This window comes from Pseudomonas sp. P5_A12 (assembly GCF_056400685.1).
Window position 1 is genome coordinate 1 of the sequence record NZ_JBFUKU010000039.1, and the last position, 24,085, is coordinate 24,085.

At 58.8% G+C, this 24,085-nt stretch carries 29 protein-coding genes and 2 pseudogenes; 14 read left to right on the forward strand and 17 right to left on the reverse strand.

The features are described from left to right. Positions 1-279 precede the first annotated feature (279 nt). From AC1DSG_RS08300 to AC1DSG_RS08310, 3 genes and pseudogenes are all read right to left on the reverse strand, one after another. Complete coding sequence (locus AC1DSG_RS08300; protein WP_477790449.1) at positions 280-912, reverse strand: glutathione S-transferase family protein; 633 nt, start codon at positions 910-912, stop codon at positions 280-282. A gap of 38 nt (positions 913-950) precedes the next feature. After that, a pseudogene (locus AC1DSG_RS08305) lies at positions 951-1,031 on the reverse strand (chlorhexidine efflux transporter); the annotation flags it as partial. A gap of 290 nt (positions 1,032-1,321) precedes the next feature. Further along, positions 1,322-2,020, reverse strand: a pseudogene (locus AC1DSG_RS08310) (LacI family DNA-binding transcriptional regulator); the annotation flags it as partial. Positions 2,021-2,235: 215 nt separating this feature from the next. Here AC1DSG_RS08310 and AC1DSG_RS08315 point away from each other — a divergent pair. Together AC1DSG_RS08315 and AC1DSG_RS08320 are read left to right on the forward strand one after the other, a co-directional pair. Next, a complete protein-coding gene (locus tag AC1DSG_RS08315) occupies positions 2,236-2,769 on the forward strand; it encodes a gluconokinase (protein WP_477790450.1) in 534 nt (177 codons plus the stop codon). 82 nt (positions 2,770-2,851) lie between these two features. After that, entirely contained in the window at positions 2,852-4,204 is a 1,353-nt protein-coding gene (locus tag AC1DSG_RS08320; protein ID WP_477790451.1) for a GntP family permease, read from the forward strand. A 170-nt stretch (positions 4,205-4,374) separates the two neighbouring features. Here AC1DSG_RS08320 and alaC read toward each other — a convergent pair whose 3' ends face one another. Continuing rightward, a complete protein-coding gene (alaC, locus tag AC1DSG_RS08325; protein ID WP_477790452.1) occupies positions 4,375-5,592 on the reverse strand; it encodes an alanine transaminase in 1,218 nt (405 codons plus the stop codon). A gap of 139 nt (positions 5,593-5,731) precedes the next feature. Here alaC and AC1DSG_RS08330 point away from each other — a divergent pair, with 139 nt between their 5' ends. From AC1DSG_RS08330 to AC1DSG_RS08350, 5 genes are all read left to right on the forward strand, one after another. Continuing rightward, positions 5,732-6,394: a LysE family translocator gene (locus tag AC1DSG_RS08330; protein WP_477790453.1), complete on the forward strand. Its 663-nt coding sequence runs from the start codon at positions 5,732-5,734 to the stop codon at positions 6,392-6,394. 66 nt (positions 6,395-6,460) lie between these two features. Next, positions 6,461-6,946 (forward strand): GyrI-like domain-containing protein, encoded by a 486-nt coding sequence (locus AC1DSG_RS08335; protein WP_007945392.1) that lies wholly within the window; start codon positions 6,461-6,463, stop codon positions 6,944-6,946. A gap of 96 nt (positions 6,947-7,042) precedes the next feature. After that, on the forward strand, positions 7,043-7,531 hold the full coding sequence (locus AC1DSG_RS08340; protein WP_477790454.1) for a GNAT family N-acetyltransferase: 489 nt from the start codon (positions 7,043-7,045) through the stop codon (positions 7,529-7,531). A gap of 96 nt (positions 7,532-7,627) precedes the next feature. Next, complete coding sequence (locus AC1DSG_RS08345) at positions 7,628-7,894, forward strand: hypothetical protein (RefSeq protein ID WP_007945390.1); 267 nt, start codon at positions 7,628-7,630, stop codon at positions 7,892-7,894. Further along, a complete protein-coding gene (locus AC1DSG_RS08350) occupies positions 7,887-8,228 on the forward strand; it encodes a hypothetical protein (RefSeq protein ID WP_477790455.1) in 342 nt (113 codons plus the stop codon). The genes AC1DSG_RS08345 and AC1DSG_RS08350 overlap by 8 nt, the downstream gene beginning before the upstream one ends. Positions 8,229-8,251: 23 nt before the next feature. Here AC1DSG_RS08350 and AC1DSG_RS08355 read toward each other — a convergent pair whose 3' ends face one another. After that, the gene (locus tag AC1DSG_RS08355) at positions 8,252-8,737 is read right to left on the reverse strand and encodes a GNAT family N-acetyltransferase (protein WP_477790456.1); all 486 of its coding nucleotides are present in this window, start codon (positions 8,735-8,737) and stop codon (positions 8,252-8,254) included. A 141-nt stretch (positions 8,738-8,878) separates the two neighbouring features. On the opposite strand from AC1DSG_RS08355, the gene AC1DSG_RS08360 reads away from it, so the two are divergent. The 3 genes from AC1DSG_RS08360 to AC1DSG_RS08370 all read left to right on the forward strand — a co-directional run bounded on the left by AC1DSG_RS08360 (position 8,879) and on the right by AC1DSG_RS08370 (position 11,081). Beyond that, the gene (locus AC1DSG_RS08360) at positions 8,879-9,304 is read left to right on the forward strand and encodes a YybH family protein (protein WP_477790457.1); all 426 of its coding nucleotides are present in this window, start codon (positions 8,879-8,881) and stop codon (positions 9,302-9,304) included. A gap of 80 nt (positions 9,305-9,384) precedes the next feature. After that, positions 9,385-9,729, forward strand: a complete 345-nt coding sequence (locus AC1DSG_RS08365; RefSeq protein WP_310350499.1) for a YciI family protein — start codon at positions 9,385-9,387, stop codon at positions 9,727-9,729. A 116-nt stretch (positions 9,730-9,845) separates the two neighbouring features. Continuing rightward, positions 9,846-11,081: an RNA polymerase sigma factor gene (locus tag AC1DSG_RS08370; protein ID WP_477790458.1), complete on the forward strand. Its 1,236-nt coding sequence runs from the start codon at positions 9,846-9,848 to the stop codon at positions 11,079-11,081. Between the two features lie 115 nt (positions 11,082-11,196). On the opposite strand, the gene AC1DSG_RS08375 is transcribed toward AC1DSG_RS08370, so the two are convergent. After that, positions 11,197-12,051 (reverse strand): LysR family transcriptional regulator, encoded by an 855-nt coding sequence (locus AC1DSG_RS08375; protein ID WP_477790459.1) that lies wholly within the window; start codon positions 12,049-12,051, stop codon positions 11,197-11,199. A 90-nt stretch (positions 12,052-12,141) separates the two neighbouring features. Here AC1DSG_RS08375 and AC1DSG_RS08380 point away from each other — a divergent pair, with 90 nt between their 5' ends. Then, positions 12,142-12,579, forward strand: coding sequence for a multidrug/biocide efflux PACE transporter (locus tag AC1DSG_RS08380; protein WP_477790460.1), 438 nt, complete (start codon positions 12,142-12,144; stop codon positions 12,577-12,579). 56 nt (positions 12,580-12,635) lie between these two features. Here the strand turns inward: AC1DSG_RS08380 and AC1DSG_RS08385 are convergent, their stop codons facing one another. From AC1DSG_RS08385 to AC1DSG_RS08400, 4 genes are all read right to left on the reverse strand, one after another. Next, a complete protein-coding gene (locus tag AC1DSG_RS08385; RefSeq protein WP_477790461.1) occupies positions 12,636-14,252 on the reverse strand; it encodes an inorganic phosphate transporter in 1,617 nt (538 codons plus the stop codon). Between the two features lie 297 nt (positions 14,253-14,549). After that, positions 14,550-15,572, reverse strand: a complete 1,023-nt coding sequence (locus AC1DSG_RS08390) for a transporter (protein ID WP_477790462.1) — start codon at positions 15,570-15,572, stop codon at positions 14,550-14,552. Positions 15,573-15,786: 214 nt separating this feature from the next. Beyond that, positions 15,787-16,095 carry a PepSY domain-containing protein gene (locus AC1DSG_RS08395; RefSeq protein WP_477790463.1) on the reverse strand — a complete coding sequence of 103 codons (309 nt, stop codon included), beginning with the start codon at positions 16,093-16,095 and terminating at the stop codon, positions 15,787-15,789. A 197-nt stretch (positions 16,096-16,292) separates the two neighbouring features. Beyond that, positions 16,293-17,420 (reverse strand): glycerophosphodiester phosphodiesterase, encoded by a 1,128-nt coding sequence (locus AC1DSG_RS08400; protein WP_477790464.1) that lies wholly within the window; start codon positions 17,418-17,420, stop codon positions 16,293-16,295. A 234-nt stretch (positions 17,421-17,654) separates the two neighbouring features. Here AC1DSG_RS08400 and AC1DSG_RS08405 point away from each other — a divergent pair, with 234 nt between their 5' ends. After that, positions 17,655-17,981 (forward strand): DUF2025 family protein, encoded by a 327-nt coding sequence (locus AC1DSG_RS08405; protein ID WP_477790465.1) that lies wholly within the window; start codon positions 17,655-17,657, stop codon positions 17,979-17,981. 72 nt (positions 17,982-18,053) lie between these two features. Here the strand turns inward: AC1DSG_RS08405 and AC1DSG_RS08410 are convergent, their stop codons facing one another. Then, a complete protein-coding gene (locus AC1DSG_RS08410) occupies positions 18,054-18,368 on the reverse strand; it encodes an antibiotic biosynthesis monooxygenase family protein (protein WP_477790466.1) in 315 nt (104 codons plus the stop codon). Continuing rightward, entirely contained in the window at positions 18,365-19,072 is a 708-nt protein-coding gene (locus AC1DSG_RS08415; RefSeq protein ID WP_477790467.1) for a CTP synthase C-terminal region-related (seleno)protein, read from the reverse strand. The genes AC1DSG_RS08410 and AC1DSG_RS08415 overlap by 4 nt, the downstream gene beginning before the upstream one ends. 15 nt (positions 19,073-19,087) lie before the next feature. Between AC1DSG_RS08415 and AC1DSG_RS08420 the strand changes: the two genes are divergently transcribed. Next, entirely contained in the window at positions 19,088-20,029 is a 942-nt protein-coding gene (locus AC1DSG_RS08420; protein WP_477790468.1) for a LysR family transcriptional regulator, read from the forward strand. A 7-nt stretch (positions 20,030-20,036) separates the two neighbouring features. Here AC1DSG_RS08420 and AC1DSG_RS08425 read toward each other — a convergent pair whose 3' ends face one another. Continuing rightward, positions 20,037-20,576, reverse strand: coding sequence for a DUF1003 domain-containing protein (locus AC1DSG_RS08425; protein ID WP_477790469.1), 540 nt, complete (start codon positions 20,574-20,576; stop codon positions 20,037-20,039). A gap of 118 nt (positions 20,577-20,694) precedes the next feature. Continuing rightward, positions 20,695-21,312, reverse strand: coding sequence for a TetR/AcrR family transcriptional regulator (locus tag AC1DSG_RS08430; protein WP_477790470.1), 618 nt, complete (start codon positions 21,310-21,312; stop codon positions 20,695-20,697). 216 nt (positions 21,313-21,528) lie between these two features. Here AC1DSG_RS08430 and AC1DSG_RS08435 point away from each other — a divergent pair, with 216 nt between their 5' ends. Beyond that, on the forward strand, positions 21,529-22,587 hold the full coding sequence (locus AC1DSG_RS08435; protein WP_477790471.1) for an MBL fold metallo-hydrolase: 1,059 nt from the start codon (positions 21,529-21,531) through the stop codon (positions 22,585-22,587). 47 nt (positions 22,588-22,634) lie between these two features. Here AC1DSG_RS08435 and AC1DSG_RS08440 read toward each other — a convergent pair whose 3' ends face one another. The 3 genes from AC1DSG_RS08440 to AC1DSG_RS08450 all read right to left on the reverse strand — a co-directional run bounded on the left by AC1DSG_RS08440 (position 22,635) and on the right by AC1DSG_RS08450 (position 24,085). After that, positions 22,635-22,895, reverse strand: coding sequence for an XRE family transcriptional regulator (locus AC1DSG_RS08440; RefSeq protein ID WP_477790472.1), 261 nt, complete (start codon positions 22,893-22,895; stop codon positions 22,635-22,637). A gap of 11 nt (positions 22,896-22,906) precedes the next feature. Continuing rightward, positions 22,907-23,224, reverse strand: coding sequence for a helix-turn-helix domain-containing protein (locus tag AC1DSG_RS08445; protein ID WP_007946091.1), 318 nt, complete (start codon positions 23,222-23,224; stop codon positions 22,907-22,909). A 93-nt stretch (positions 23,225-23,317) separates the two neighbouring features. After that, positions 23,318-24,085, reverse strand: coding sequence for an AraC family transcriptional regulator (locus AC1DSG_RS08450; protein WP_477790473.1), 768 nt, complete (start codon positions 24,083-24,085; stop codon positions 23,318-23,320).

Here is a 24,085-nt window from a genome sequence, read left to right on the forward strand (position 1 = left end):
CGTGCAATCAGAYGATGCGGTGTTTCAGGAAGACCGCAAACTCAGGTTTTACGACTGCTGCGCAGCCGAACGCAGGCTTCGCCAGCTGCTACGAAGTGCGGTTCGGCTTAACTGATCGGCATTACCCCTGGCGGGATCTTTTTGTGAGCGAAATCAACATAAAAGTTAAGCAAGAAACTTGTCGACCACCTGAGTGCCGCTTTTTTCGCTATTGCTGTTTTCTCACTCGGCCTGTGGTCAAGGCTTGCCGTCGGGCGGCAGAGCTCCACCGCCGCGCAGTCATGCCAGGCCGTTACAGCCGTGTTTCAGGAAGCCCGGGCGTTGGGCCAGGCGTTGGAAATACTCGTCGATGGCGGGGAAGTCTGGCCGTTCCATCGGGGTCATCAGCCAGCGGTTGACGGACAGCCCGACGACAATGTCGGCCAGCGTGAAATGCGGCCCGGTGACATAGGCTTTGGTGGTCGCGAGTTGATGTTCGAGGATGGCCATTTTCTGGTTCCAGCCGCGTATGCCGACAGCAATCCGATGCTCGTCCTGAAACTCCGGATCCTTGCGCACCAACGCGGTAAACGCGTAGCTCCAGGAGGGATTGAGCTCGGTGGCTTGCCAATCCATCCACTGTTCCACCCGCGCACGCGCTACCGGTTCGTGCGGCAGCAGATCAGTGTTTTGGTGTTTGCCGGCCAGGTAGCGGCAGATGGTATTGGACTCCCACAACACGCCGGCGTCATCAATGATGACCGGCACCTGCGCATTGGGGTTGAGCCTGAGAAACTCCGGCGCGTGGGTTGACGCATAACCGCTGCCCCAGTCCTCGCGTTCGTAGGGAACATCCAGTTCATCACAGGTCCACAGGACTTTTCTGACGTTGATGGATGAGGCTTTGCCGAGAATTTTCAGTGCGTGTGTCATTGAGCTACTCCGTTAGCGATTCGACGCTTCAGGAATCACCAAGCGATCAACGGGAAGAGGAACACTGTCAAGGTTAGTTGAAAACCCACGGCATGGGCGATGCGCCGCTTGACGGTTCGGGTGACGATTTGGAGCGGGTGGATAACCTGTGGCGAGGGAGCTTGCTCCCGCCGGGGCGCGAAGCGGCCCCAAACCAGACGTAGACGTTTCCTCAGGCACACTGCATTCACCGCTTTGCGGCTGCTGCGCAACCGAGCGGGAGCAAGCTCCCTCGCCACAGCACTCAGGTGGTCGACAAGTTTCTTGCTTAACTTTTATGTTGATTTCGCTCACAAAAAGATCCCGCCAGGGGTAATGCCGATCAGTTAAGCCGAACCGCACTTCGTAGCAGCTGGCGAAGCCTGCGTTCGGCGGGGCGCGGGGTCAGCACTTCCAGGTCCGGGTCATACAAACCGGCCTTTTGCAGGGCTTTGCGGAATCCTTCGCCGCGCAGCAAAGTGCGCTGGTCCAGTTGCGCGCCGATGTAGGCCAGTCGCTTGCGACCGCGTGACAGTAAATGCTCGGCCGCTGTTTCGCCGGCGGCCAATTGCGAGAAACCCACGCAATTCACGCCCGCCGCGCTGTCCAGTTCCATCATGTAGACACACGGGATGTTGCTCGCCTCGATCATCCGCCGCGAACTTTCCGTGCGGTCGAAACCGGTCAGCAGCRACCCGCGAGGCTGGTACGCCATGTAATTGCGCAGCAGGTTTTCTTCTTCATCGCGTGAGTAGTGGAAGTTGCCGATCAGCACTTCGAAGCCCTTGGGGCGAAGCACCTGATGAATGGCTTCCAGCGTCTCGATGAACAACAAGTTGGACAGCGACGGCACCAAGACCACCACCGAATGGCTCTGTGCCGAGGCCAAAGCGCGGGCGGCAGGGTTGACCACGTAGTTGAGTTCAAGCGCAGCTTTCTGAACTTTTTCTACCAGTTCCGTGGCCACGGTGCTGACACCGCGCAGGGCGCGAGAGGCGGTGATCGGGCTGACACCGGCCAGGCGTGCAACTTCGTTCAAGGTAGGGCGGCCAGTGGTGCGTGTATTTTTATCGTTTTTAGAAGAGGTCATCGGGCGGCTTGCCAAACAAAATTCAAGGCACTAAGGTAGCGCTGTCCCGAAGCAGCTGCAAATGCGTTAGCGAGTTTTGCCTGAAGCTCACTTTTCGGCATTGGGAGCGAACATGCTGCAACCCACAAAAATGACAAGAAGGCGTCGGCAACTCCTACTTTTGATCTAGTGTCATTACTGGCAAAGGTAGCGCTGTCTGCGTGCTGAGGTGTTACATGAATAATCCCATCACCGCCCTGGTCATCATGGGCGTTGCCGGTAGCGGCAAGACCTGCGTCAGCGAGGCCTTGTGCCAGCTCAGCGGCGCCACTGCCATTGAAGGCGATACTTTCCACCCTGCCGCCAATATCGAAAAGATGAGCGCGGGTATCCCCCTGAACGATCAAGACCGTGCCGGCTGGCTCGACAGCCTGTGCGACGAATTGCGCCGCGTCGATGCCAAGGGCGAGCGCCCGGTGCTGACCTGCTCGGCCCTCAAACACAGTTATCGCGAAGTGTTGCGCAGCGCCTTGCCGGGCCTGGGTTTCGTCTTCCTGGAACTAACCCCTGAAGTCGCCGCCGAGCGTGTGTCGCATCGGCCGGGCCACTTCATGCCATCGACCTTGATCGACAGCCAGTTCGCCACGCTCGAATCCCCCGTTGGCGAGCCGTTGACCCTGGCACTGGATGCCTCGACCTTCAGCGTCGAGCAACTGGCAGCGCAGGCGCATGTCTGGTGGCAGGCGCACGGCCTGAAACACGCCGTATGAGTTTTGCCGAAAAAGATAGCGCTGTCCTGATAGCTTTCGAATTACCCGCTTTAATAACAACAACAACCAGGAGGCACCCCTAATGTTTGGCATGTCCCACGAGACGTTCCTGCTGCTCGATGCAGTGGTCACGGTGATCGGGCTTATCGTTCTGATCACCAAGTTCAAGTTCCACCCGTTTATTGCCCTGATCATCGCAGCAGCCTTTCTCGGGCTGACCTCCGGCATGCCAGTCGGTACCATCATCAAGGCGTTCCAGGACGGCTTCGGTGGGGTGCTCGGTTTTGTCGGGATCATCCTGGCGCTGGGCACCATGCTCGGCAAAATGATGGCCGAGTCGGGCGGGGCGGATCAGATTGCCCAGACCCTGATTCGCGCGTTCGGCAAGGATAAAGTGCAGTGGGCGATGATGTTCGCGGCCTTCCTGGTCGGCATTCCGCTGTTCTTCGAAATCGGCTTCGTACTGCTGATTCCGCTGGTGTTCATCGTGGCGCGCCGCACTGGTGTGTCGATCATCAAGATCGGCATCCCGCTGCTGGCTGGTCTGTCCGCCGTGCACGGTCTGGTTCCGCCGCACCCGGGTCCGTTGCTGGCCATCGGCATTTTCGGTGCCGACATCGGTAAAACCATTCTGTACGGGCTGATTGTCGCGCTGCCAACGGCCATTATTGCCGGTCCGATCTTCGGTACGTTCATTGCCAAGTACATCCCCGGTCACCCTAATCAGGAACTGGTGGATCAACTGGCTCACGAGCCTGAAACGGCAACCCTGCCAAGCTTCGGTATCACGCTGATCACTGTGCTGCTGCCGGTGCTCCTGATGTTGCTCAAGACCTTTGCCGACGTGGTGTTGCCTGAGGGCAATTTCGTACGCGCCTTCATGGACCTGATCGGTCACCCGATCGCGGCGTTGCTGTTGGCGCTGCTGCTGTCGCTGTACACCTTCGGTCACCGTCAGGGCGTCGATTCGAAACGCATTCTGAAATGGCTCGATGCGAGCCTCGCGCCGACCGCCGCGATCATTCTGATCATCGGTGCCGGTGGTGGTTTCAAGCAGATGCTGGTGACCAGCGGCGTGGGTGACGTGATCGGCCATATGGCGGTGAACGCACAGATTTCGCCGATTCTGCTGGCGTGGCTGGTGGCGGCAGTGATTCGCGTGGCAACGGGTTCGGCCACCGTGGCGACCATTACCGGCGCGGGCATTGTGGTGCCGGTGGTAGGGATGATTCCGGGTGTTAACCGTGAGCTGCTGGTGTTGGCCACCGGTGCCGGTTCGTTGGTCCTGTCTCACGTCAACGACGCGGGTTTCTGGCTGGTGAAGCAGTACTTCAACATGACCGTGGCGGAAACCTTCAAGACCTGGACCGCGATGGAAACCATCCTGTCCGTGGTTGCGCTGGGCTTTATCTTGCTGTTGTCGATGTTCGTGTAAGCAACACCACCGCACTGATCGTTCCTACGCTCCGCGTGGGAACGCATCCCGTGACGTCCCGCGTCACAGTGGACGCAGAGCGTCCATGGCGGCATTCCCACGCAGAGCGTGGGAATGATCGGGTACAAAAAAACCGCATCGCTGCGGTTTTTTTGTGGCTGCTTAATGACTCAGGTGTTGGTCTTGGTGACCAGTCCATCCGCCCTGAACATTCCGCGAATCCCGCGCACGGCCTGACGAATCCGGTCCTGGTTTTCGATCAGCGCGAAGCGCACATGATCATCCCCGTACTCACCAAAACCCACGCCCGGCGAGACGCAGACCTTGGCCTCGGCCAGCAGTTTCTTGGCGAATTCCAGCGAGCCCAGGTGTGCATAAGTCTCGGGAATCTTGGCCCAGACATACATTGACGCTTTCGGGTTTTCGACCATCCAGCCCAGTTCATGCAGGCCTTTGACCAGCACGTTGCGCCGCTGGCGATACTGCTCGGCGATGTCTTTGACGCATTGCTGATCGCCTTCCAGCGCCGCAATCGCTGCGACTTGCAGCGGGGTGAAAGTGCCGTAGTCGTGGTAACTCTTGATCCGCGCCAGGGCGTTGACCAGTTCCGGGTTGCCGACCATGAAACCGATCCGCCAGCCCGCCATGTTGTAGCTCTTGGACAGGGTGAAAAACTCCACCGCAATGTCCTTGGCGCCTGGCACTTGCATGATCGATGGGGCTTTCCAGCCGTCGTAGACGATGTCGGCGTAGGCCAGGTCATGCACCACCAGCACGTCGTACTGCTTGGCGAGGGCGATCACGCGCTCGAAGAAATCCAGCTCCACGCACTGCGCGGTGGGGTTGGACGGGAAGCCGAGAATCATCATTTTCGGTTTCGGGATCGAACCACGAATCGCCCGTTCCAGCTCGGCGAAGAAGTCCACGCCTGGAATCAGTGGCACCGAGCGCACCTGGGCGCCGGCAATCACGGCACCGTAGATGTGAATCGGATAACTCGGGTTCGGCACCAGTACGGTATCGCCTTGATCCAGGGTCGCCAGCATCAAGTGCGCCAGGCCTTCCTTGGAACCAATGGTGACAATGGCTTCAGTTTCCGGGTCAATGTCGACCTCGTAGCGATCTTTGTACCAATTGGAAATCGCCCGGCGCAGACGCGGAATGCCTTTGGAGGTCGAGTAGCCGTGGGTGTCTTCGCGCTGGGCGACGGTCACCAGTTTTTCGACGATGTGCGGCGGGGTCGGGCCGTCGGGGTTGCCCATGCTCAAGTCGATGATGTCTTCGCCACGACGACGGGCGGCCATCTTCAGCTCGGCAGTGATGTTGAAAACGTAAGGGGGGAGTCGATCTATGCGCGCAAAGCGGCGCGGCGAACCTTGTTCGGCCATTGTTGCCTCGAATAACGTAAGCGCCCGGAACCGTCCGAGCGACGCTGGCCACTGCGGTGGCCTGTTGCGGAAGATAAGGGCAGTCGTGGCAAACTGTCTAGCCAGTATGTAAACAAATTTTTCCGAAGGAAATCGGTTGATGGAATTTAGCAGCGGCTTCTTGCTGAGCCTTTCGTTGTGCCTGGATATCGGCGTGGCCAATATCGCGATGATCACTCTGGCCATGCAACGCGGCTATTTTCAAGGCTTTGCGCTGGGGTTGGGCACCTGTGTCGGCGACCTGATCTACGCGGTGCTGGCGCTGGCAGGGATGACCGTTTTGCTGCAATACGAAACTGTGCGTTGGGTCCTGTGGATTGGCGGTTCGGCGTTGCTGGTGTATTTCGCGGCGAAGATGATTTATTCGGCGATTCACCACGAAGCGGTATTGGCGCAAGCCGAAGAGGTGGGGCAGAACTCCCATCGCAAGGAGTTTTTCCGCGGGATCTTCCTCGCCATGTCTTCGCCCAGCGCCATCCTGTGGTTCGCGGCGGTGGGCGGCACGTTGATCGCCCGTTCCGGTGGCGGGGGTGCGCTCAGTTCGGCGCTGTTTCTCGGCGGATTCCTCTGTGCCGGTCTGCTCTGGAGCGCGGGTTTGTGCTTTGCCGCGAGCCATGGCGGCAAGTTGCTCGGCGACAAACTGCTGCGTTATTCCTATATGGCATCGGCGGCGATCTTCTGCTATTTCGCGGTCTACGTGATTCTATCGGGTTACAACGAGTTTGTTGGCGCAGCGGCCGTCGAACAGTTGCACGCGCTGTAGCTAGGCGAATCGGGTTTGGCTTCTATACTTCCAGCCGAACCCATTTTTAAGCTCAGGAGTTGAGTCATGGATGAGCAAACAGGCGTAAAACCGGACGAGCCACGCTTCGAACACGGGCACTTCTTGCTCATTGCAGGGTTTGGTGGCCGATTTACTGCGCAGACGACCAAGGCGATCCCCGACCTTTGGGAGAAATTCATTCCTGAGATTGGCAAGATTCCCGGGCAAAAAGGCGAAGTCACCTACGGCATCTGCTGCAATCCGGATGGCAAAGGCGGGTTTGAATACATCGCCGGTGTCGAGATCGACAAACTCGACGACTTGCCAGAGAAGTACCGTTGGGTCGAGGTTCAACCTCAGCGTTACGCAGTATTCGAGCACAAGGGATCGCTGGACCAGCTGCCCGCAACCTTTCAGTACATCTGGAAAACCTGGCTGCCGCAGTCCGGTAAAGAGGCGGCGGACGCTCCGGAATTCGAACGCTACAGCGAAGACTTCAACCCGAAGCTCAACACCGGCAAGCTGGAAATCTGGCTGCCAATCAAAGGCTGAACACCGGCATCGAGAGACGGATCGGTGATTCGTCTCTCGATGTCGTGTGGAGGCTGATTTATGATCCCCAGCCTTTCCATCTGATTGCGACCTTCCATGAACACAGTCATCCGCCACGTCACGCCTGCTGACCTGGACCGCTGCTACGCCATCGAAACCGTTGCCTATGAAGGCGACGAAGCCGCCACCCGGGAAAAAATCGCCACCCGCATCGCCACCTGGCCCGAGGGCTTCATCGTGGCCGAAGTCGACGGCGTGGTAGCCGGTTTCATCAATTCCGGTGCGGCGTTTCAGGTGGAAATGTCGGACGAAGCGTTCAAGGAACTGATCGGCCACGACCCGGCCGGCCCGCATGTGGTGATCATGTCGGTGGTGGTGCACCCGGACTTTCAGGGGCAGGGGCTGGCGAAGCGTTTGATGGGCGAGTTCATTGAACGTATGCGCGCATCGGGTAAAACCAGCATTCATCTGATGTGCAAGGAGCGGCATATCCCGTTGTACGCCGGTTTTGGCTTTGCCTACATCAAACCATCGGCCTCGGACCATGGCGGGATGGCGTGGCATGAGATGGTGTTGGAGTTGTGATGGGTAAATGATTGCTTGAGATAAGTTTTTTTATAGCCTAAATTCAGACCGTGTTGTATTGGCCAGCCTGCACGGATGGCGACAGAGGAATGAATGATGCGAGTTGAAACCATCAGTTTTGTAAAAAAGAATGCGGCAGCGCTGGATCTCTCCGAACCCATGCTCGTTACCCAAAATGGTGTGCCGGCTTATGTGATTGAATCCTATGAGGAGCGTAAGCGTCGTGACGAGGCCATTGCGCTGATCAAGCTGCTCTCGTTTGCCTCCCGCGACAAAGAGCAGGGCAAGTTGATTTCCGGCGACACACTCTTGGCCAGACTGGCCCAGCGACGTCAATTAATGCAAGACGATAACGATGCCTGAAAACTACAGGGTAGAGTTCGCGACGGCAGCGGAGCATGGAGTTGTTTCACTTGAGCACTATCTGACGCAACAATGCAGTCGCAAAAAAGCGGCAGAGATGGTCGATCAGCTGGTCATGCAAATCGTTACGGCACTGGCCAGCCAGGCGCATGTTTACGGTGTTTGTCAGGAGGCGGCGTCCCTGGGGGTTACTCATTTTCGTGAGTATCTACCATTGGGGCAGCGGGTTTTGTATGAGGCATACCCGAACGAAAAGCTTGTGGTGGTCGCTTTGGTGATCGGCCAGCGCCAAAGCATCGAGAAGCAGCTGCTCGACTATTGCCTACTGCTCTGACAGTAGGCTGTCATCCTCACACCTCAAAAAACCAGCCCCATTCGCCGCTCATAACCAATCCGCCCCTTGTATGCTTCCCCGCTGTCGACCCAGCCGAACTTTGTGTAAAGCGCGATAGCCGGCTCGTTGTTCGCATCCACCGACAATTCCAGCCCTTTAATTTCCGGAAACGCCTGACGCGCCACCTCGGGCAGCGCTTGCAGGCACGCTTTGCCATACCCTTTGCCTTGAGCACGCTGATCGACTTGTAGCGCATGCAGGGTGGCGCTGTGTTCATCGGCCCAGGCCGGCAACACGGGTGGGCGCTTGAGCAGCAGGAAGGCCACGGGAACGTCCTCGACCAGCAGCGCAAATCCTTTGACGCCGGGGCCGGGTTTGGACAGCAGGGTGTGCAACGCTCCGTGAATGTCGCCGCTGAATTTTATTTGTGCCTTGTGAACTTCAATGGCCTCAACCTGCTGGCGCTGGCGCGCGCTCAGGCTTTCGTAAGGCACGAGTCGGGTTGTCACTGGAGTGTCCTTTTTCCAACACGAATGAGCCTCGGATTCTAGCGAGTTTGCGCCGCTGGATTATTTTTTATTTCGGTTGTCGATTTGGTTTTTTGCCGAACGACTAAGGGTGTCCTCACAACAAAAACCACGGAGAACCCCATGAGCGCTACACACGAAATCCACACCCTGATCGACACCTATCGTGACGCAGTCATCTCCAAGAGCGTGGATAAAATCATGGCCCTGTATGCCGACGACATCGTCTCCTACGACGCAGTCAAGGCCTTGCAATTCCGGGGCAAGGCCGCCTACCGGGCGCATTGGCTGGAGTGCATGGAAATGTGCCAGGGCCCGCACAAGTTCGACTTCGACCATATGAACATCGTGGCGGATGAGCACGTCGCCTTCGCCCATTGGCTGGCCCATTGCGGTGGTACCAACGAGAAGGGCGAAACCCAGGCCTGCTGGATGCGCGTGACCGCCTGCTACCGTCGCGATGCCGGGCAATGGCGCATCGTCCACGAACACTGGTCAGCCCCGTTCGACATGCAGAGCGGCACGGCTCTGTTCGGTTTGCAGCCCTGATGGTCAGGCCGATTCGTCGGGAATTTCGCCAACGCCTCGATCTGCAGCCATAGTTGATTCGTTCGAATCAGGAGAGCCCCATGAAATACCTATGCCTGGTCTACAGCAACGAGCACACCTTGCACTCGCTGCCCGAGAGCCCCAACGACGCGGAGTGCATGGCCTACGCCGAGTCGGTTCAAGGCAGTGGCCGGATGCTCGCGGCTGAGGCGCTGGAGTCGGTGCAGACCGCCACCACGGTGCGCATGCGCAACGGCAAGATGTCGATTACCGACGGCCCGTTCGCCGAAACCAAGGAGCAATTGGCCGGCTTCTACCTGATCGATGCCAGGGACCTCAATGAAGCGCTCCAGGTCGCCGGGAATATTCCGGCGGCCCGAGTCGGCTGCGTCGAGGTGCGTCCCGTTCGCCAGTTGAATGCTTGAATAACAATGACCAAAAAGGAGGCCTGCATGAGTGCTGAAATAACGGCTGCCGAATTCCGGTTATCCAGCAGTCGCGTGATCGAGGCAGCGCGGATCAGCGAAGGCATGCCGCACTGATGCCTGGCGCCTCGGTGCAGGCCCGGGTCGAGCAGGTTTACCGCGAAGACTCGCGGCGGATCCTCGCGACGCTGATTCGTTTGCTCGGCGATTTCGACCTCGCGGAAGAGGCGCTGCACGAAGCTTTTTTCGTAGCTGTGGAACGTTGGCAGCGTGACGGCGTGCCAGACAATCCGCGCACCTGGCTGGTGTCCACCGGGCGCTTCAAGGCGATTGATGTGTTGCGCCGGCGCGCGCGATTTGCCGCCTCCCGGCCGCTGCTGATTGCGCAGGCCGAGGCGCTGGAACAGGCCGACTGGAGTGAAGAAGACGTGGAAGACGATCGCCTGCGCCTGATCTTCACCTGCTGTCACCCGGCGCTCGCAGCGGATGCCCAAGTACCACTGACCTTACGCGAAGTCTGCGACCTGACCACTGAAGAAATCGCCCGGGCGTTTCTCTCGGCGCCCGCCACCATCGCTCAGCGCATCGTGCGGGCGAAGGCGAAAATTCGTGATGCGAAAATCCCTTATCAAGTGCCGACACTGGCGGAGTTGCCCGAGCGTCTCGACAGCGTGCTGCGCGTGATTTACCTGGTGTTTAACGAAGGTTACTCGGCGTCCGTCGGTGCTGAAGTGACGCGCGAGGATCTGACACGCGAGGCGATTCGGCTAGGGCGGTTACTGATGGACTTGTTGCCAGAATCGGAGGTGATAGGGCTGCTGGCGTTGATGCTGCTGCATGAGTCGCGACGTCTGGCCCGGACGTCACCTGACGGTGAATTGATTGTGCTGGATGAACAGGACCGTTCGTTGTGGGACTCCGAGATGATTGCCGAAGGCTGTGCGCTGGTGGAAGCGGCGCTGACCACCGGGCAGATCGGGCCGTATGGCCTGCAAGCGGCGATTGCGGCCGTACATGCCGAAGCGCCCTCGGCAGCGGACACGGACTGGCAGGAGATAGTCGGTTTGTATGACGTGCTGCTCGCGACAGTACCTTCGCCGGTGATCGAGTTGAATCGCGCGGCGGCGATCTCCCGAAGGGATGGGCCGTTGGCGGGGCTGTCGTTGGTTGAGGCGATTCTGAATCGGGGCGAATTGCAGGATTACCACTTGGCCCACTCGGCGCGAGCGGAGTTTTGTCGGCAGCTGGGGCGGGTGGGCGAGGCGCGGGCAGCGTATGAGCGGGCGCTGGAGCTGACGCAGCAAGTGCCGGAGCGGCGGTTTCTTGAAGCGAGGATCAAGGCTTTGGAGTGATGTGAGTTTGCGGACCTCATCGCGAGCAGGCTCRCTCCCACAWTWGACCGCATCTGTCTGAACAACTCGGTCAATTGTGGGAGTGAGCCTGCTCGCGATAAGGGCCGAAGGACCTTCATTCCAGCATCTTGCTCAGCAGCCAGCTCCCCGCCGGCCCCGGTGGATGCTGGCGCGACCACAGCGCATCGACAAACACCGGTTTCGGCCAGCCGCGCACTTGAAGTTCCTGCAACGAGCCCTTGCCAAACCGCTCCACCAGCCACCGTGGCAACGGCGCCCAGCCAAATCCGCCCTGGGCCATTTCCAGCAACATCAAATAACTCGGCGCCGACCAGACGCGGCCTTTCGCCCGACTTTCATACGGATTGACGATGGTTGCCAGGCGCAGTTCACGGTGCTGTTGCAGCACGTCCTGATCGATATGATCGAGTGTCGCCAATGGATGCGTGGGGGAGACGAACAGCGCGATTTCCGTGCGTTCGTCGACGGTCGAGCTGACCAGGTCCGGCGGATAGCTGTCCTGCATTTCAGCGAAGGCCACCTGCGCCCGACCCCGTTGCAGCAGCGCAATCAAGTCATCGCATTCGGCAATCAGGCATTCGAGTTCCAGGTCTGGATAGCGCTGTTCGAACGCACCGAGCGCGGCTTCGAAGCGGTCGGATTGATAGGTATCGGAAATCGCCACGGTCAGTTTAGGCTCGACGCCTTGTGACAGCTGACTGGCAGTGATTTCCAGCCGACTGGTGGCGGCCAGAATCTCCTCGGCCCGTTGCAGCATCACATGCCCGGCCGGGGTCAGGCTGGGTTTACGGCTGCTGCGGTCGAACAGGACCAGGTTTAAATCAATTTCCAGACTGGCCACCGCCGCGCTGATGGTCGACTGGCTGCGCCCCAGTTTGCGTGCCGCTGCGGAAAATGAGCCTTGGGTTGCGGCCTGGACGAACGCCAGCAACACTTCGTGAGACGCCATGAACTATCGCCTTGATCGATGGTTATTGGTTATGAAGTATCGGAGTGGCGAGGGATCATGGCAACCACCGTCACTCAGAGGAGTCTGGTCATGAGCGTCAACAAATCCATCACTGAACGTATTTTCCAGGCCGTTGGTTTCGAATTGCTGGCCATCCTGATCTGTACCCCGTTGCTGGCCTGGATCATGGACAAACCGATGTTCGATATGGGCATCGTCACCATGGCGATGGCGGCGTTGGCCCTGGCCTGGAACGTAGTCTTCAATGGCCAGTTCGACCGCGTGCTCAAGCACTATGAGATAGCTCACACCGCGTGGGTCCGGATGGTCCATGCGTTGCTGTTTGAGGGTGGTCTGGTTGCGCTCGGTGTGCCACTGATTGCCTGGTGGCTGAAGATCAGCCTCTGGGAAGCGTTCCTGCTCGACATCGGTGTGCTGCTGTTTTTCCTGCCGTACACGTACATCTACCACTGGGTATACGACGTGGTGCGGGAGCGGAGGGTGACGCGCACTGTTTGCGAGGGATGAACGTTTTGGGCGGGCTGATGATCAGCCCGCAGCTTTCAATTTCCGCCGTCGGTCGATCAGAACAGTTGGGTGAATAACCAGTACAGACTGCCCGACAACAGGATCGCCGCCGGCAAGGTCAGCACCCAGGCCATCAGCAAGTTACGGATGGTCGTCATCTGTAAACCGCCACCGTTGGCGACCATGGTTCCGGCCACACCCGACGACAATACGTGAGTGGTCGAGACCGGCATTCCGAACATATCCGCTGCGCCAATCGTCAGCATCGCCACGGTTTCCGCCGAGGCGCCCTGGGCGTAGGTCAGGTGGGTTTTGCCGATCTTCTCGCCGACGGTCACCACGATGCGCTTCCAGCCGACCATGGTGCCCAAGCCGAGCGCAATCGCCACGGCGATCTTGACCCATAGCGGAATAAACCGCGTGGAGTTGTCGATCTGTTGCTTGAACAGTTGCAGCTTGGCGCTAGTGTCGGCGTCGAAGTTGCCGACTTTGTTCTTGTCCATCAGGCGAATGGTTTCGCTGGTCAGGTACATGTCGTTACGCACGTTGCCCACGGCCTCGGCCGGCACATCGGAGAGCGAGCCGTAACCCTTGACCTGAGCGCCAATGCTGCCGGTGAGAGAGGCAAGCGCCGGCACCAATTGCGGCGTGGCTTCCTTGCTGCGCACGTAGTCAGACAGCACCGGGCGCGGGTCGGCCGGGGCCAGTTGCGGCGCAGCCTTGACCAGCGCTTGCTGGGTCACTTCGGCCACCGCGGCAAATTGCAGCGCCTGGTCGGCCGGCATGGCGCGGTTCAGCGCGTAGGCCATCGGCAGCGTGCCGACCAGAATCAACATGATCAGGCCCATGCCTTTCTGGCCATCGTTGGAGCCGTGGGCAAACGACACGCCGGTGCAGGTCACAATCAACATGCCGCGAATCCACCACGGCGGCGGGGTGTTGCCTTCGGGAGCCTTGTACAGTGAGCGGTTCTTGACGAACGCGCGCAGGGCCAGCAACAGCAAGGCGGCGAAACCAAAACCGACCAGCGGCGAGAGCAGCAACGCATAACCGATCTTGGTCGCCTGCGCCCAGTCCACACCGCTGGTGCCATCACGGCCGTGCATCAGGGCATTGGCTACCCCGACGCCGATGATCGAGCCGATCAGCGTGTGCGATGACGAGGCCGGCAAGCCCAGCCACCAGGTGCCGAGGTTCCACAGGATCGCGGCGATCAACAGGGCGAAGATCATGGCGAAACCGGCGGAGGAGCCGACTTGCAGAATCAGCTCCACCGGCAACAGGGCAATGATGCCGAACGCCACCGCTCCGCTGGACAGCAGCACGCCGAGGAAATTGAAGAACCCGGACCACGCCACCGCGAAATTCGGCGGCATCGAGTTGGTGTAGATCACTGTCGCCACGGCGTTGGCGGTGTCGTGGAAACCGTTGACGAACTCAAAGCCGAGGGCGATCAGCAGCGCCACACCCAGCAGTAAATACGGGGTCCAGGTGGTTACTACGGTGCCGACTTCTTTCACGTCGCGCATCAGGCTATAAGCGGTGAACAGCAAGCCGATGGCCAACACGCCAAAAAAAATAACCAGCGTGAACGCRCTGGGTTTTTTGTCGAGTTGTGGTCTGGTGCTGCTGGTGGGGGCCTGAGCATTGGCGGGGAAGGAAGGAGCTGCCATGGCGGACAATCCTGAGGAAGGGGGAGTATTCGTCATGATCGGCGCCAAATGTTACAGCGAAACTGCTTCAGGTCAGTGTTTGGGCGTTTTGCTATTCCGTTGATCCGAATCCACCACTGACCGCTGTAACGCAGCCTCGCGCTGCTCGACAGCTGCTACAAATCCCCTCAACCAGTTCTGACTCACCACCCTCCCCGTAGCAGCTGACGAGCAACGCGAGGCTGCGTCTGGGATATGTCTGGCAAAACGCGATTGCCCGGTGAGGTTCAAGACGGTATCTACGGGTTACGGGGAGGTTCAGTAGTCTTGGCGCTTACGAAACGCCCAACGCCCTGCAATCACGGTAAACGTCGCGACCAGCGCCACCAGAATCCAGAACCCTTCAGGGTCGCCCGACAACGGCACCCCGCCGACATTCATGCCAAAGAAACCGGCAATGATGTTGATCGGCAGCGCCAGCACCGTCACCACCGTCAGGGTGAACAGGGTACGGTTGCTTTGTTCATTGAGGTTGGCGGCGATTTCTTCCTGCAACAGTTTGATCCGCTCACCCAGCGCCGTGAGGTCGTTGATGATCAACGCAAACTCCTCGGTAGATTTGCGCAGTTCCTTGACGTCCTCCTTCTGCAGCCATTGCGGCGGACGATTGAGCAGGCGCAGCAAGGAACCCGGCTCCAGCGCCAGCAGGCGTTGCAGACGCACCAGCACTCGACGGTTGGTGCCCAGCTCGGCACGGTTGGTGGACAGCCGCGACGACAACAACTCATCTTCGATCTTATCGACACTCAGGCTGGTCTTGCGCACGATTTGCGTCAGTACTTCGCCCTGATCACGCAGCAGATGCACCAGCAACTCCAGCGGCGAGCGAAAACATTCACCGGCCTTCACCGAGGAGCGCAGCTTGTCCACCGAGTGCAGCGGTTGCAGGCGTGCGCTGATGATCAGCCGACTGCGGGCGCACACCCACAGCGTCGAGACATCCGAGGAGATCATGCTGCTGAGGTTGAACACCACATCGTTGACCACCGCCAGCAGGGCCGAATCCACATGCTCGATGCGCGTCGAACGCGAGCCTTCATGCAGCGCTTCGAAAAATTCGTCCGGCAGTTCCAGATGACTTTTCATCCAGCGCTCACACGCGGCGTGGGCCAGGTTCAGATGCAGCCAGAGGAATTCATCGTTGTCGTCGGGTTGTTGCAGGCATTGCAGCGCCTTGGCCGAGTCAATCTCGCGACCGCGTTCACCGGGGCGAAAAACGAAACCGTACAGCAGGCCAAACAGGTCCGGGTCGCGATGGCTTTGGTCGATGCTGTGGTTCATGAGTGCTCGCAAGGGAGGCGCCTGTCGCGGGTTTTACAGGTTCACTTGAGCCGCATCATTGCAAGGAATTTTGACGGTTTTGTGACAGGTTGATGGCGGCGATACAGCGGCGCTACTGACGGCTGCGTGATCCGCTGACTCGGGGCATGTCATGCCCAGAGAGATGCAAAAAAGCCGCACGATTCGTAAATCGTGCGGCTTTTTGCGGTGTGCATCAGTCGTCTTGTTTGTTTTTCAGGACTTCGCCGGTGGCGGCATTCAAATCCACGTCCCATTCAACACCTTTGGCGTCGCGCAATTCGACTTCGTATTCGTAGCTGTTGAAGTGGTTGTCCAGATCGCTGTCGGTAATCGTGGCACCCGGGTGCAACTTCATAACGATTTGGTTCAACTCTTCCAGCGGCTTGATCTTGCCGTTTTTTACCAGCTGAGGGATCTGATCGACGGGAACGTCTTTAGCCTGAGCCAAGCCTGCGGTGAGTGTCAGGGCGGCGGCAGTGAACAGGGCAGTCAGGGTTTTCATGAGGTTCTTTCCTTGGATTGATCTGTTTAAGTAGGGCCAGATTAGCTGAGGCAACTTAACTCATCCTTAATTCCCGTTACCGGATCGTTCCCACGCTCTGCGTGGGAATGCAGCCCCGGACGCATTGCGTCCCAAAGCGGACGCAGAGCGTCCATTGAGGCATTCCCACGCAGAGCGTGGGAACGATCTTTAGTGTTTCAATACCCGTTATTCTGCAGCAACTGCGCAACCGTCCCCGCCGCCGGCCGCTTATAAAACTTCAACAGCTCACTGGCGCGATTAGTAAAAATCCCATCAACCCCAGCCTCCATCACCTTCTGGTAATCCACCGCATCATCAATGGTGTAAACGTGCACCAACAAACCCTGGTCGTGGGTGAATTGGTTCATCCACGGTTTCACCAGATCCGAGTAGCTCTGATCGCCACCCTGGCTCAGCGCAGCAGAAGGGCCGGTGCCGATGGCGCCCTGGGCCTTGGCGTACTCGACCCATTGCTGGAATTCGGCGTTGTCTTTCGGCTCTTGTTTGGCGTAGTAGGTGGCTTTGTTCTTGTCGCCGGACTCGGCGAACGTCACCTTGGTTTGCGGCTCAATGCTGCCTTCGCCGACCCACAACAGCAGGATCTTCGGCACTTTCGGCATTTCTTGTTGCAGCAGTTCGAGGCTGCTCTTCTCGAAGGTTTGCAACACCACCTTGCCTTTGCCCTGGCCGACTGCCAGATCACTCTTGGCCAGTTTTGAACCGGCCGGGCTCAGCCAGCCACGATCCTGCAACTTGTCCTTGAGGTCGCGCTCGATACCGGGGAATTGCTTCGGCTCTTTGGTCTCGATGTACAAGCCTGGCTTGTGCAGCGGATTGCCCTGGGCGATGTCGATGATTTCGTCCAGGGTCAGGATTTTCAGACCCGCGTAGGAAGCACGCGCGCGATCCGGGTAAGCCGTGTTGAACCAACTGCCGGCGTCGAGGGTTTTCAGTTCGGACATGGTGAACGCGTTGGCCAGGCTGTCCTTGCGATCAGGGAATTTGGTGGCGACGTCGGTGGTGCGTTGCAGGTTGTTGTCGTGCAGGGCAAACAACACGCCGTCCTTGCTGCGTTGCAGGTCCATCTCCAGATAGTCGGCGCCCAGGTCGCGAGCCAGTTTGTAGGCGGCGGCGGTGGATTCCGGGGCATCGAACGACGCGCCACGGTGGGCGATCACCGCCGGGTGCGGAATGCCCAAACGGCTGGCCAGAGCATTCGGGGCGGGCTCATTGGCGGCCTGTGCCTGGCCGAGGCCGAGCATCAGGCTCAGCAGCAGGGCGCTTTTGATGAAGGTAACCGGCATGTCGAGATCCTTTCGCTAGAGTGTTCAATGACTTCTCTTTTAACAACTGAGCGTTACCAGCGCTATCGCCAGACCGACACAAACGTGTTCAAAACAGTTTTTTTCAGCGCCGGTGTGCGCTGCTTTGCAGTACTCTTGACCACGGCAGTTTCCCCGGCAGAGGGAAACCCGCGTCGTTTCCCTTGCGTGTAAACCATCGATCACCGGTCGTTAACGACCTTTTGTGAGGTTTATATGCGCATCACTTCCGAGCTCATCTGCCAGGCCGCCGACCAACTCAACGGCTTTGTCGGCCTCAACCGCAAGACCGGCCATTACATTGTGCGATTCAGCGAAGACTCGTTCGGCATGGACGTGGCCGATGACGGCATCATTCCGGTGAGCGAGTTTGTCTGGGCGCCGGGGCCGGAGCAGACCATGACGCTCAAGCGTGAATTGATTCAGTTGCTGCTGGATCAGAACATTGATGACCGGATCAACATTACCGAGCCGTTGCGGGTGTATATGACGCGGCGGGAAGTGCCGGAGATTTCAGCGGTGAGGAGTCTGGTGCAGGGCTGATGTTTTTGTGGTGATTGTTGGGGCCTCATCGCTGGCTTGCCTGCGATGGCGGCCGAAAGTACGCCACTGTATTCACAGCTGAAACCGATAATCCCGCTCAACCCTGCACACCCGCGTATGACACGCCGAATACCAGGTTGAGCGCCCACGCTCACGAATCTCACTGTGCTCGGGATGATGTTTCCACGCCAGAATCGCCGCTTCACTGGCCCAATACGAAACCGTAATCCCGAGCCCATCCTCGCCCCGGGCCGATTCCACACCGAGAAACCCCGATTGCTCGCGGGCCAGTTCCACCATGCGCTCAGCGGCCTCGGCGTACCCTTGATCACCTTCAGTGCGCAAAGACGTAAAAATCACCGCGTAGTAAGGCGTCGTCGCATTCATGATTTTTGCCTCACGCAAGCCTTGATGAAAGCGCGGACCAGCGGCGGCAGAATGCCTTTGAGCGCCGCACGTTCCGGCTGGAACAGCGTGGCGACGAAGAACGGATGACCTTTGAGCTCCACTGCCCGCAAATCCCCCTGGGAATCATGGCCAACGGCGCACATCTGTTGGGTCAATAACTCACGTTCGAACTCCGGATTCACCCCGAAGCGGCAGCGATACCCCTCACGTATTTCAGTCGTTTCGTACGCGTTGGCGATCAACGAGCCTTCAACCAAGTGAATGCTGTCGACAGCTTCCACTAGCGAACAGGTCAGTGGCGTCAAAAGGGCACGCGCCGCATCAGGATGTGTTTCGCCATGTTCGGCATCTTTCCAACCCAACACATGTCGGGCGAACTCCAATACCGCATGTTGAAACCCGCCACAGGTACCGAGAAACGGTCGCTGCTGCTCCCGGGCAAACCGCATCGCCCGCAACGCACCGTCCATGTCGCGGTAAGGGCTGGCGGGCACGCACCAGATGCCGTCGAAGTCATCCAGCGGTGTATCAGCGTTAATGTGGTCGGTGGCCAACCATTGAAATTGCACGTTCAGGTTGAGCTGTTCGGCGGCCATGCCGAGGGCGACGGGAATGGCTTGGTGGGCGGTGACGTGAGGGTCGTAGTCACCGATCAGGGCGATGCGGATGGCGCTGGTTTCCATGAGTGATCTCGACGCTTGTTGATTACTGGTACCCACTATAGATTGGCGTTTACGCACTCAATATTGGCGTTATCCCAAGTGATCAATGCAGCGACGCACTATCGGCTCGACTATCCCGACCTGGCCCTGATCCTCGCCTTGGTGCGCGGCGGCTCTCTGGCCCGGGCATCGAACTTGCTGAAGGTCGACGTTTCCACGGTGTTTCGCGCCGTCCGCCGACTGGAAGCGGCACTGGGTCAGCAACTGTTCGAAAAGAGCCGCGCCGGCTACTTGCCGACTACGCTCGCGCAAACCCTCGCCGAGCAGGCCGAACGTGCGGAACAAGCGCTGGAGGCAGCGCGAATTGGTGTGGAGCAAGGCGGGGAAGTCATCAGCGGCACCGTGCGCCTGACCTGCACCGATTCAGTCCTGCAAGGTTTACTGCTGCCGGCGCTGGCGCAGTTCATGCCGTCCTACCCGGCGCTGACGATCGAACTCAGCACCTCCAACGACTTCGCCAACCTCAGCCGCCGCGATGCCGACATCGCCTTGCGCCTCACTCGTACACCGCCTGAGCATTTGGTCGGTCGACGTCTGGCGGATATTTCCTATCGGGTGTGTGCCAGCGCGGGGTATCTGAACGCTGTCGACCCTGAAGACCTGGCTTCGCTGACCTGGATCGCACCGGACGATTTTCTCCCCGACCATCCCACCGTCGCCTGGCGGCGTCAGCACTTGCCCAGCGTCACACCGGCCTATCGCTGCAACAGCATGTTGTCGGTGACCGAGCTGGTGCGCGCCGGGTTAGGAGTCGCGGCCTTGCCGGATTTTTTGATCGGCGATACGTTGCAGCCACTGACCGGCCCGTTGCACGGTTACGACACCGCGCTCTGGTTGCTGACCCGTCCGGACTGCCGCGCCTTGCGCTCGGTGGTGACACTGTTTGATGAGTTGGGGCGGGCACTGCGATTGCCTTGAGCGAATGCTAAGCTTTTGGCGGCTCTTTGCGCACGAAGTGCTGATGCATCTCCGAGGTCAGGTTTTCAATACGTTCGGTCAAAGTCTTGGTCATCTCTGTAAGCCGGGTGTTTTGCTCGAGCAATTCCATCAGTTGCGCGGTATTTTTTGCAGCTTCGGCCTGACGTTCGCTGTTGGCCACGGCGATGGCCTCACGGTGCTGCGCATCGGCTTCCGACTGCGCTTTGTCGCGCGCCGCTTGACGGGTCTGGGCCAGCAGAATAAGCGGGGCGGCGTAGGCCGATTGCAGGCTGAACGCCAAGTTTAGAAGGATGAACGGGTAGACGTCGAAATGGGTCACGCCAAAGACATTGAGACACACCCAGAGCACCACGATCAGTGTCTGCGCACCGAGAAAGGTCGGCGTGCCAAAGAACCGCGCGAAAGCTTCGGCACGAAGGGCAAATTTGTCGTTGCCGAAGGTAGGTGCCAGATGGGCGTGAGGGCGGTGAAAGCGCAGGTGGTCGACGGGAGCGGTGGCCGTGGTTTTGGTGGTCGGGGTGGTCATGATGCTCTCTGCATGGCGCTGGGACTGAGGCTCACTATAGCCCCCGCGCCAGATTCATTCTGAAACACATTGCTCTGATTTATTCAGCTGACCGAGAAAGGGTAAGTAGCGGACATTGTCACTTTTCGCAGACCTGATAACAGGCCAGGAACATGTCCAGCGCCGACTCCACCACGGTGGACTGCATGTCCGGTGACAGTCCCGGCAGCCCCATGGAAATCTGCGGCCAGAACGCAAAGGACTTGAGCATTCCTTGGATCTGTTGGGCGGCAAAGGCGGGGTCGACCGGTTTCAATCGACCGTCCATCTGGGCCGCACGGATCCAGACGGTCAGGTCTTCTTCACGCTCGCCCATTCTGGCGACCATATTCTGCGCGCGCTCGGGAGAATGGATGGTGGCGGCGATGGCCACCCGCGCCAGATCGAGAAAATTGTCATCGCCCATCATCTGCAATTTCGCCTGAAACATCAGGCGCATCTGATCGCGCAGTGGCAGGTCAGGGCGGTAGGACGTTTCCTGTACTGCTGTCAGCCGTGTCCAAAGTTGATTGAGGATTTCGGCAAACAACTCTTCCTTGCTCGGGAAGTGGTTGTACACCGTGCGCTTCGACACGCCGGCAGTGGCGGCAATCTTGTCCATGCTGGTGATGTCGAAACCGTTGACACGGAACTCGGCAATCGCCGCCTGAATAATGGCTTCGCGTTTTCGGTCGGTGAGGCGCTGTGGAGCTGTCATAAGTACGCTTCGGCAGGAGGCAGAGGAAAGTTACACTCGGTAGTTTACTTGTGAGCGGCATTGATGCAACCTAGAAACTACACTGCTCAGTGTAATGTTTTGTTAATCCTGCGCAGCGAAAAATAGATCGTCCGGCTGATGCGTGCGTGCTTTGGCCATTTATCGTCCCACCGTGAAAAACCGCAATCTTGCGGTTTTTTCTGGAGTCACTCAGTCATGGCCACTTCAACATCCTCTGCGGATAACGCCCCTTTGCCTGAAGCTTCCCGTCAGGCAAAAGGGCACTTTCGAAACCATGCCCCCGTGCAACGCGCAAGTGGTCGCAACATGTTGCGCATCATGTGGAACATGATCTTCCACAAACCACGCAACACTCGCCCAGCGGCCCCCGTGCCTGTGCAAACCCTGACCCAGGCGGCATTGATCGCAGCGCCCAACCACAGCGTCTACCGCCTAGGCCATTCCACCGTACTGCTGAAACTGCGGGACAAATTCTGGATCACCGACCCGGTCTTCGCCGAGCGCGCCTCGCCGGTGCAATGGGCCGGCCCCAAGCGTTTCCACCAGCCACCGATCAGTCTGGAAGAATTGCCGCCGATTGAAGCGGTGATCCTGTCCCACGATCACTACGACCACCTCGACTATCACGCGGTGCTCAAACTGGCGGACAAGGCCAAGTACTTCCTCACCCCGCTGGGCGTGGGCGACACACTGATCAAGTGGGGCATCGATGCCAGCAAAGTGCGCCAACTCGATTGGTGGCAGGGCACCGAAGTCGAGGGCATTCAGTTCATCGCCACCCCGTCGCAACACTTTTCCGGCCGTGGTTTGTTCGATGGCAACGGCACACTTTGGGCATCCTGGGTGATGATCGACGGCGACACGCGGATCTTCTTCAGCGGCGACAGCGGCTATTTTGATGGCTTCAAACGCATCGGCGAACAGTACGGCCCGTTCGACCTGACGCTGATGGAAACCGGCGCCTACAACGTTGAGTGGCCACACGTTCACATGCAGCCCGAGCAAACTCTGCAAGCGCACATCGACCTCAAAGGTCGTTGGTTATTGCCGATTCACAACGGCACCTTCGATTTATCGATGCACGCTTGGTTCGAGCCTTTCGACCGGATCCTGGCGTTGGCCTGGGAGCGCAATGTGTCGATCACCACGCCGCAAATGGGTGAGGCGTTCAACGTGATGTACCCGCAACGAGGTTGCACGTGGTGGCTCGGGATGGAAAGTGAAAGCGATCAGGTCTCAGCGCAGAACGCGTGATGACTGACTGCCGGGCCGAAGGAAGCGGCCCGAGCTCCACATCCCGGCTAGCTCCGCGTATCGAGCAGCAGACTCAGATATTCCGAGATCTTCGCCACGGTCAAATCGCGAAACTTTCCACGGAGCATTTCATCCAGCTCCTCCTCAGTCAGCCCGAGCTTTTGCGCAGCCTCAGACTTATCCAACCGACCGGTTTCGAGGAGTATCCCGATCTTCATCACGTACTCAGACTTGGCCCGCATTTCACCTGCATCGRGATAGCCGAGCGCCTCATAAACGCTGTTGTCACTTCCATCGACATCAATCATCCGCTGACACCTCACTCCACCATCGCATAATCCGCCCGCCCAACCGGGTTCGGCGTCGACCCTTTCACATTCATCCCGCGACCCGGCGCAAACCCCGGAAAAAACACCAACCCTTGCGCCTCAAAGCAATACGCCAACGCCAGCCGGGTAACATCCAGCACATCGCGCTTGGCCTCAAACCGCTCGATGGCCTCTACCGAAACCCCGGATTCCCGAGCCAGCTCATCAACACTCCAACCCAGCATCGCTCGGGCTTGGGCGCAGTGGGCCGGGGTGAATTGGAAGAGGGCGATACGTTCCAGGGTGATTTTCATCGCATGAGAGGCCATGGTGTTCTCCGGGCTCGAGAGTGCTGATTCAAAATGTACTGTGTTTTTGTACAGTTGTTTTGCGCCCGGATCAAATTGATTTTTTGATTTGTGCTATTTCGAGGCTTCCATCCAGACGGACGGTGGCTGCCCCAGTACGCGACGAAACATGGTCGAGAACGCGGCCGGGCTGTCATAACCGAAATCCAGCGCGATGCGCGTGACCGCCGTGCCCGACGCCAACCGCGCCAAGGCCAGCACCACGCAGGCTCGCTGTCGCCATTGGCTGAAACTCAGGTCGGTCTGTTGTCGGAACAATCGATTAAACGTCCGCAGGCTAATATGCAATTGATCGGCCCATTGCTGCGGCGACTGGTGAACATTCGGTTGCCGCAGAAACGCCTGACACAACCCCAGCAACCGCGCATCGACAGGCAGGGGAATGTGCAACGGCAGGTGAGTGCTGCGCGCCAGTTCATGCAGCAGCAAGTCGATCAGCGCACCGTCACGCCGAGCCTCGTCATACGTCAGCGGGATCTCCACCGCCTCCATCAACAAATGCCGCATCAACGGCGACACACTGATCACCTGGCAGCGATCCCCCAGATCAACCGTCGTCGGTTCGATATACAAACTCCGCGTGCTCACCCCGAGCATCAGCACCTCATGCGCCATCCCCGGCGGAATCCACACCGCCCGCTGAGGCGGCACCACCCAATTGCCGTCATGCGTGCTGACCTGCATCACCCCGGTGGCGCCATACAACAACTGCGCCCGTCGGTGTGTATGACGAGGCAACTCATGGCCGTGGGAATAATCCGTGCCGATCGCCACCACCGGGCGAGGCGTGTCATCCAACAGATCAATCGAAACATTGCGCAT

Bases quoted from the DNA above. Each gene is read 5' to 3' on its own strand.
- AC1DSG_RS08415 (WP_477790467.1), bottom strand. From the start codon at position 19,072: ATGGAAACCAGCGCCATCCGCATCGCCCTGATCGGTGACTACGACCCT.
- AC1DSG_RS08345 (WP_007945390.1), top strand. From the start codon at position 7,628: ATGCGAGTTGAAACCATCAGTTTTGTAAAAAAGAATGCGGCAGCGCTG.
- AC1DSG_RS08405 (WP_477790465.1), top strand. From the start codon at position 17,655: ATGCGCATCACTTCCGAGCTCATCTGCCAGGCCGCCGACCAACTCAAC.
- AC1DSG_RS08300 (WP_477790449.1), bottom strand. From the start codon at position 912: ATGACACACGCACTGAAAATTCTCGGCAAAGCCTCATCCATCAACGTC.
- AC1DSG_RS08330 (WP_477790453.1), top strand. From the start codon at position 5,732: ATGGAATTTAGCAGCGGCTTCTTGCTGAGCCTTTCGTTGTGCCTGGAT.
- AC1DSG_RS08410 (WP_477790466.1), bottom strand. From the start codon at position 18,368: ATGAATGCGACGACGCCTTACTACGCGGTGATTTTTACGTCTTTGCGC.
- AC1DSG_RS08340 (WP_477790454.1), top strand. From the start codon at position 7,043: ATGAACACAGTCATCCGCCACGTCACGCCTGCTGACCTGGACCGCTGC.
- AC1DSG_RS08450 (WP_477790473.1), bottom strand. From the start codon at position 24,085: ATGCGCAATGTTTCGATTGATCTGTTGGATGACACGCCTCGCCCGGTG.
- AC1DSG_RS08430 (WP_477790470.1), bottom strand. From the start codon at position 21,312: ATGACAGCTCCACAGCGCCTCACCGACCGAAAACGCGAAGCCATTATT.
- AC1DSG_RS08360 (WP_477790457.1), top strand. From the start codon at position 8,879: ATGAGCGCTACACACGAAATCCACACCCTGATCGACACCTATCGTGAC.
- AC1DSG_RS08365 (WP_310350499.1), top strand. From the start codon at position 9,385: ATGAAATACCTATGCCTGGTCTACAGCAACGAGCACACCTTGCACTCG.
- AC1DSG_RS08445 (WP_007946091.1), bottom strand. From the start codon at position 23,224: ATGGCCTCTCATGCGATGAAAATCACCCTGGAACGTATCGCCCTCTTC.
- AC1DSG_RS08425 (WP_477790469.1), bottom strand. From the start codon at position 20,576: ATGACCACCCCGACCACCAAAACCACGGCCACCGCTCCCGTCGACCAC.
- AC1DSG_RS08315 (WP_477790450.1), top strand. From the start codon at position 2,236: ATGAATAATCCCATCACCGCCCTGGTCATCATGGGCGTTGCCGGTAGC.
- AC1DSG_RS08320 (WP_477790451.1), top strand. From the start codon at position 2,852: ATGTTTGGCATGTCCCACGAGACGTTCCTGCTGCTCGATGCAGTGGTC.
- AC1DSG_RS08350 (WP_477790455.1), top strand. From the start codon at position 7,887: ATGCCTGAAAACTACAGGGTAGAGTTCGCGACGGCAGCGGAGCATGGA.
- AC1DSG_RS08400 (WP_477790464.1), bottom strand. From the start codon at position 17,420: ATGCCGGTTACCTTCATCAAAAGCGCCCTGCTGCTGAGCCTGATGCTC.
- AC1DSG_RS08380 (WP_477790460.1), top strand. From the start codon at position 12,142: ATGAGCGTCAACAAATCCATCACTGAACGTATTTTCCAGGCCGTTGGT.
- AC1DSG_RS08435 (WP_477790471.1), top strand. From the start codon at position 21,529: ATGGCCACTTCAACATCCTCTGCGGATAACGCCCCTTTGCCTGAAGCT.
- AC1DSG_RS08335 (WP_007945392.1), top strand. From the start codon at position 6,461: ATGGATGAGCAAACAGGCGTAAAACCGGACGAGCCACGCTTCGAACAC.
- AC1DSG_RS08395 (WP_477790463.1), bottom strand. From the start codon at position 16,095: ATGAAAACCCTGACTGCCCTGTTCACTGCCGCCGCCCTGACACTCACC.
- AC1DSG_RS08370 (WP_477790458.1), top strand. From the start codon at position 9,846: ATGCCTGGCGCCTCGGTGCAGGCCCGGGTCGAGCAGGTTTACCGCGAA.
- alaC (WP_477790452.1), bottom strand. From the start codon at position 5,592: ATGGCCGAACAAGGTTCGCCGCGCCGCTTTGCGCGCATAGATCGACTC.
- AC1DSG_RS08375 (WP_477790459.1), bottom strand. From the start codon at position 12,051: ATGGCGTCTCACGAAGTGTTGCTGGCGTTCGTCCAGGCCGCAACCCAA.
- AC1DSG_RS08390 (WP_477790462.1), bottom strand. From the start codon at position 15,572: ATGAACCACAGCATCGACCAAAGCCATCGCGACCCGGACCTGTTTGGC.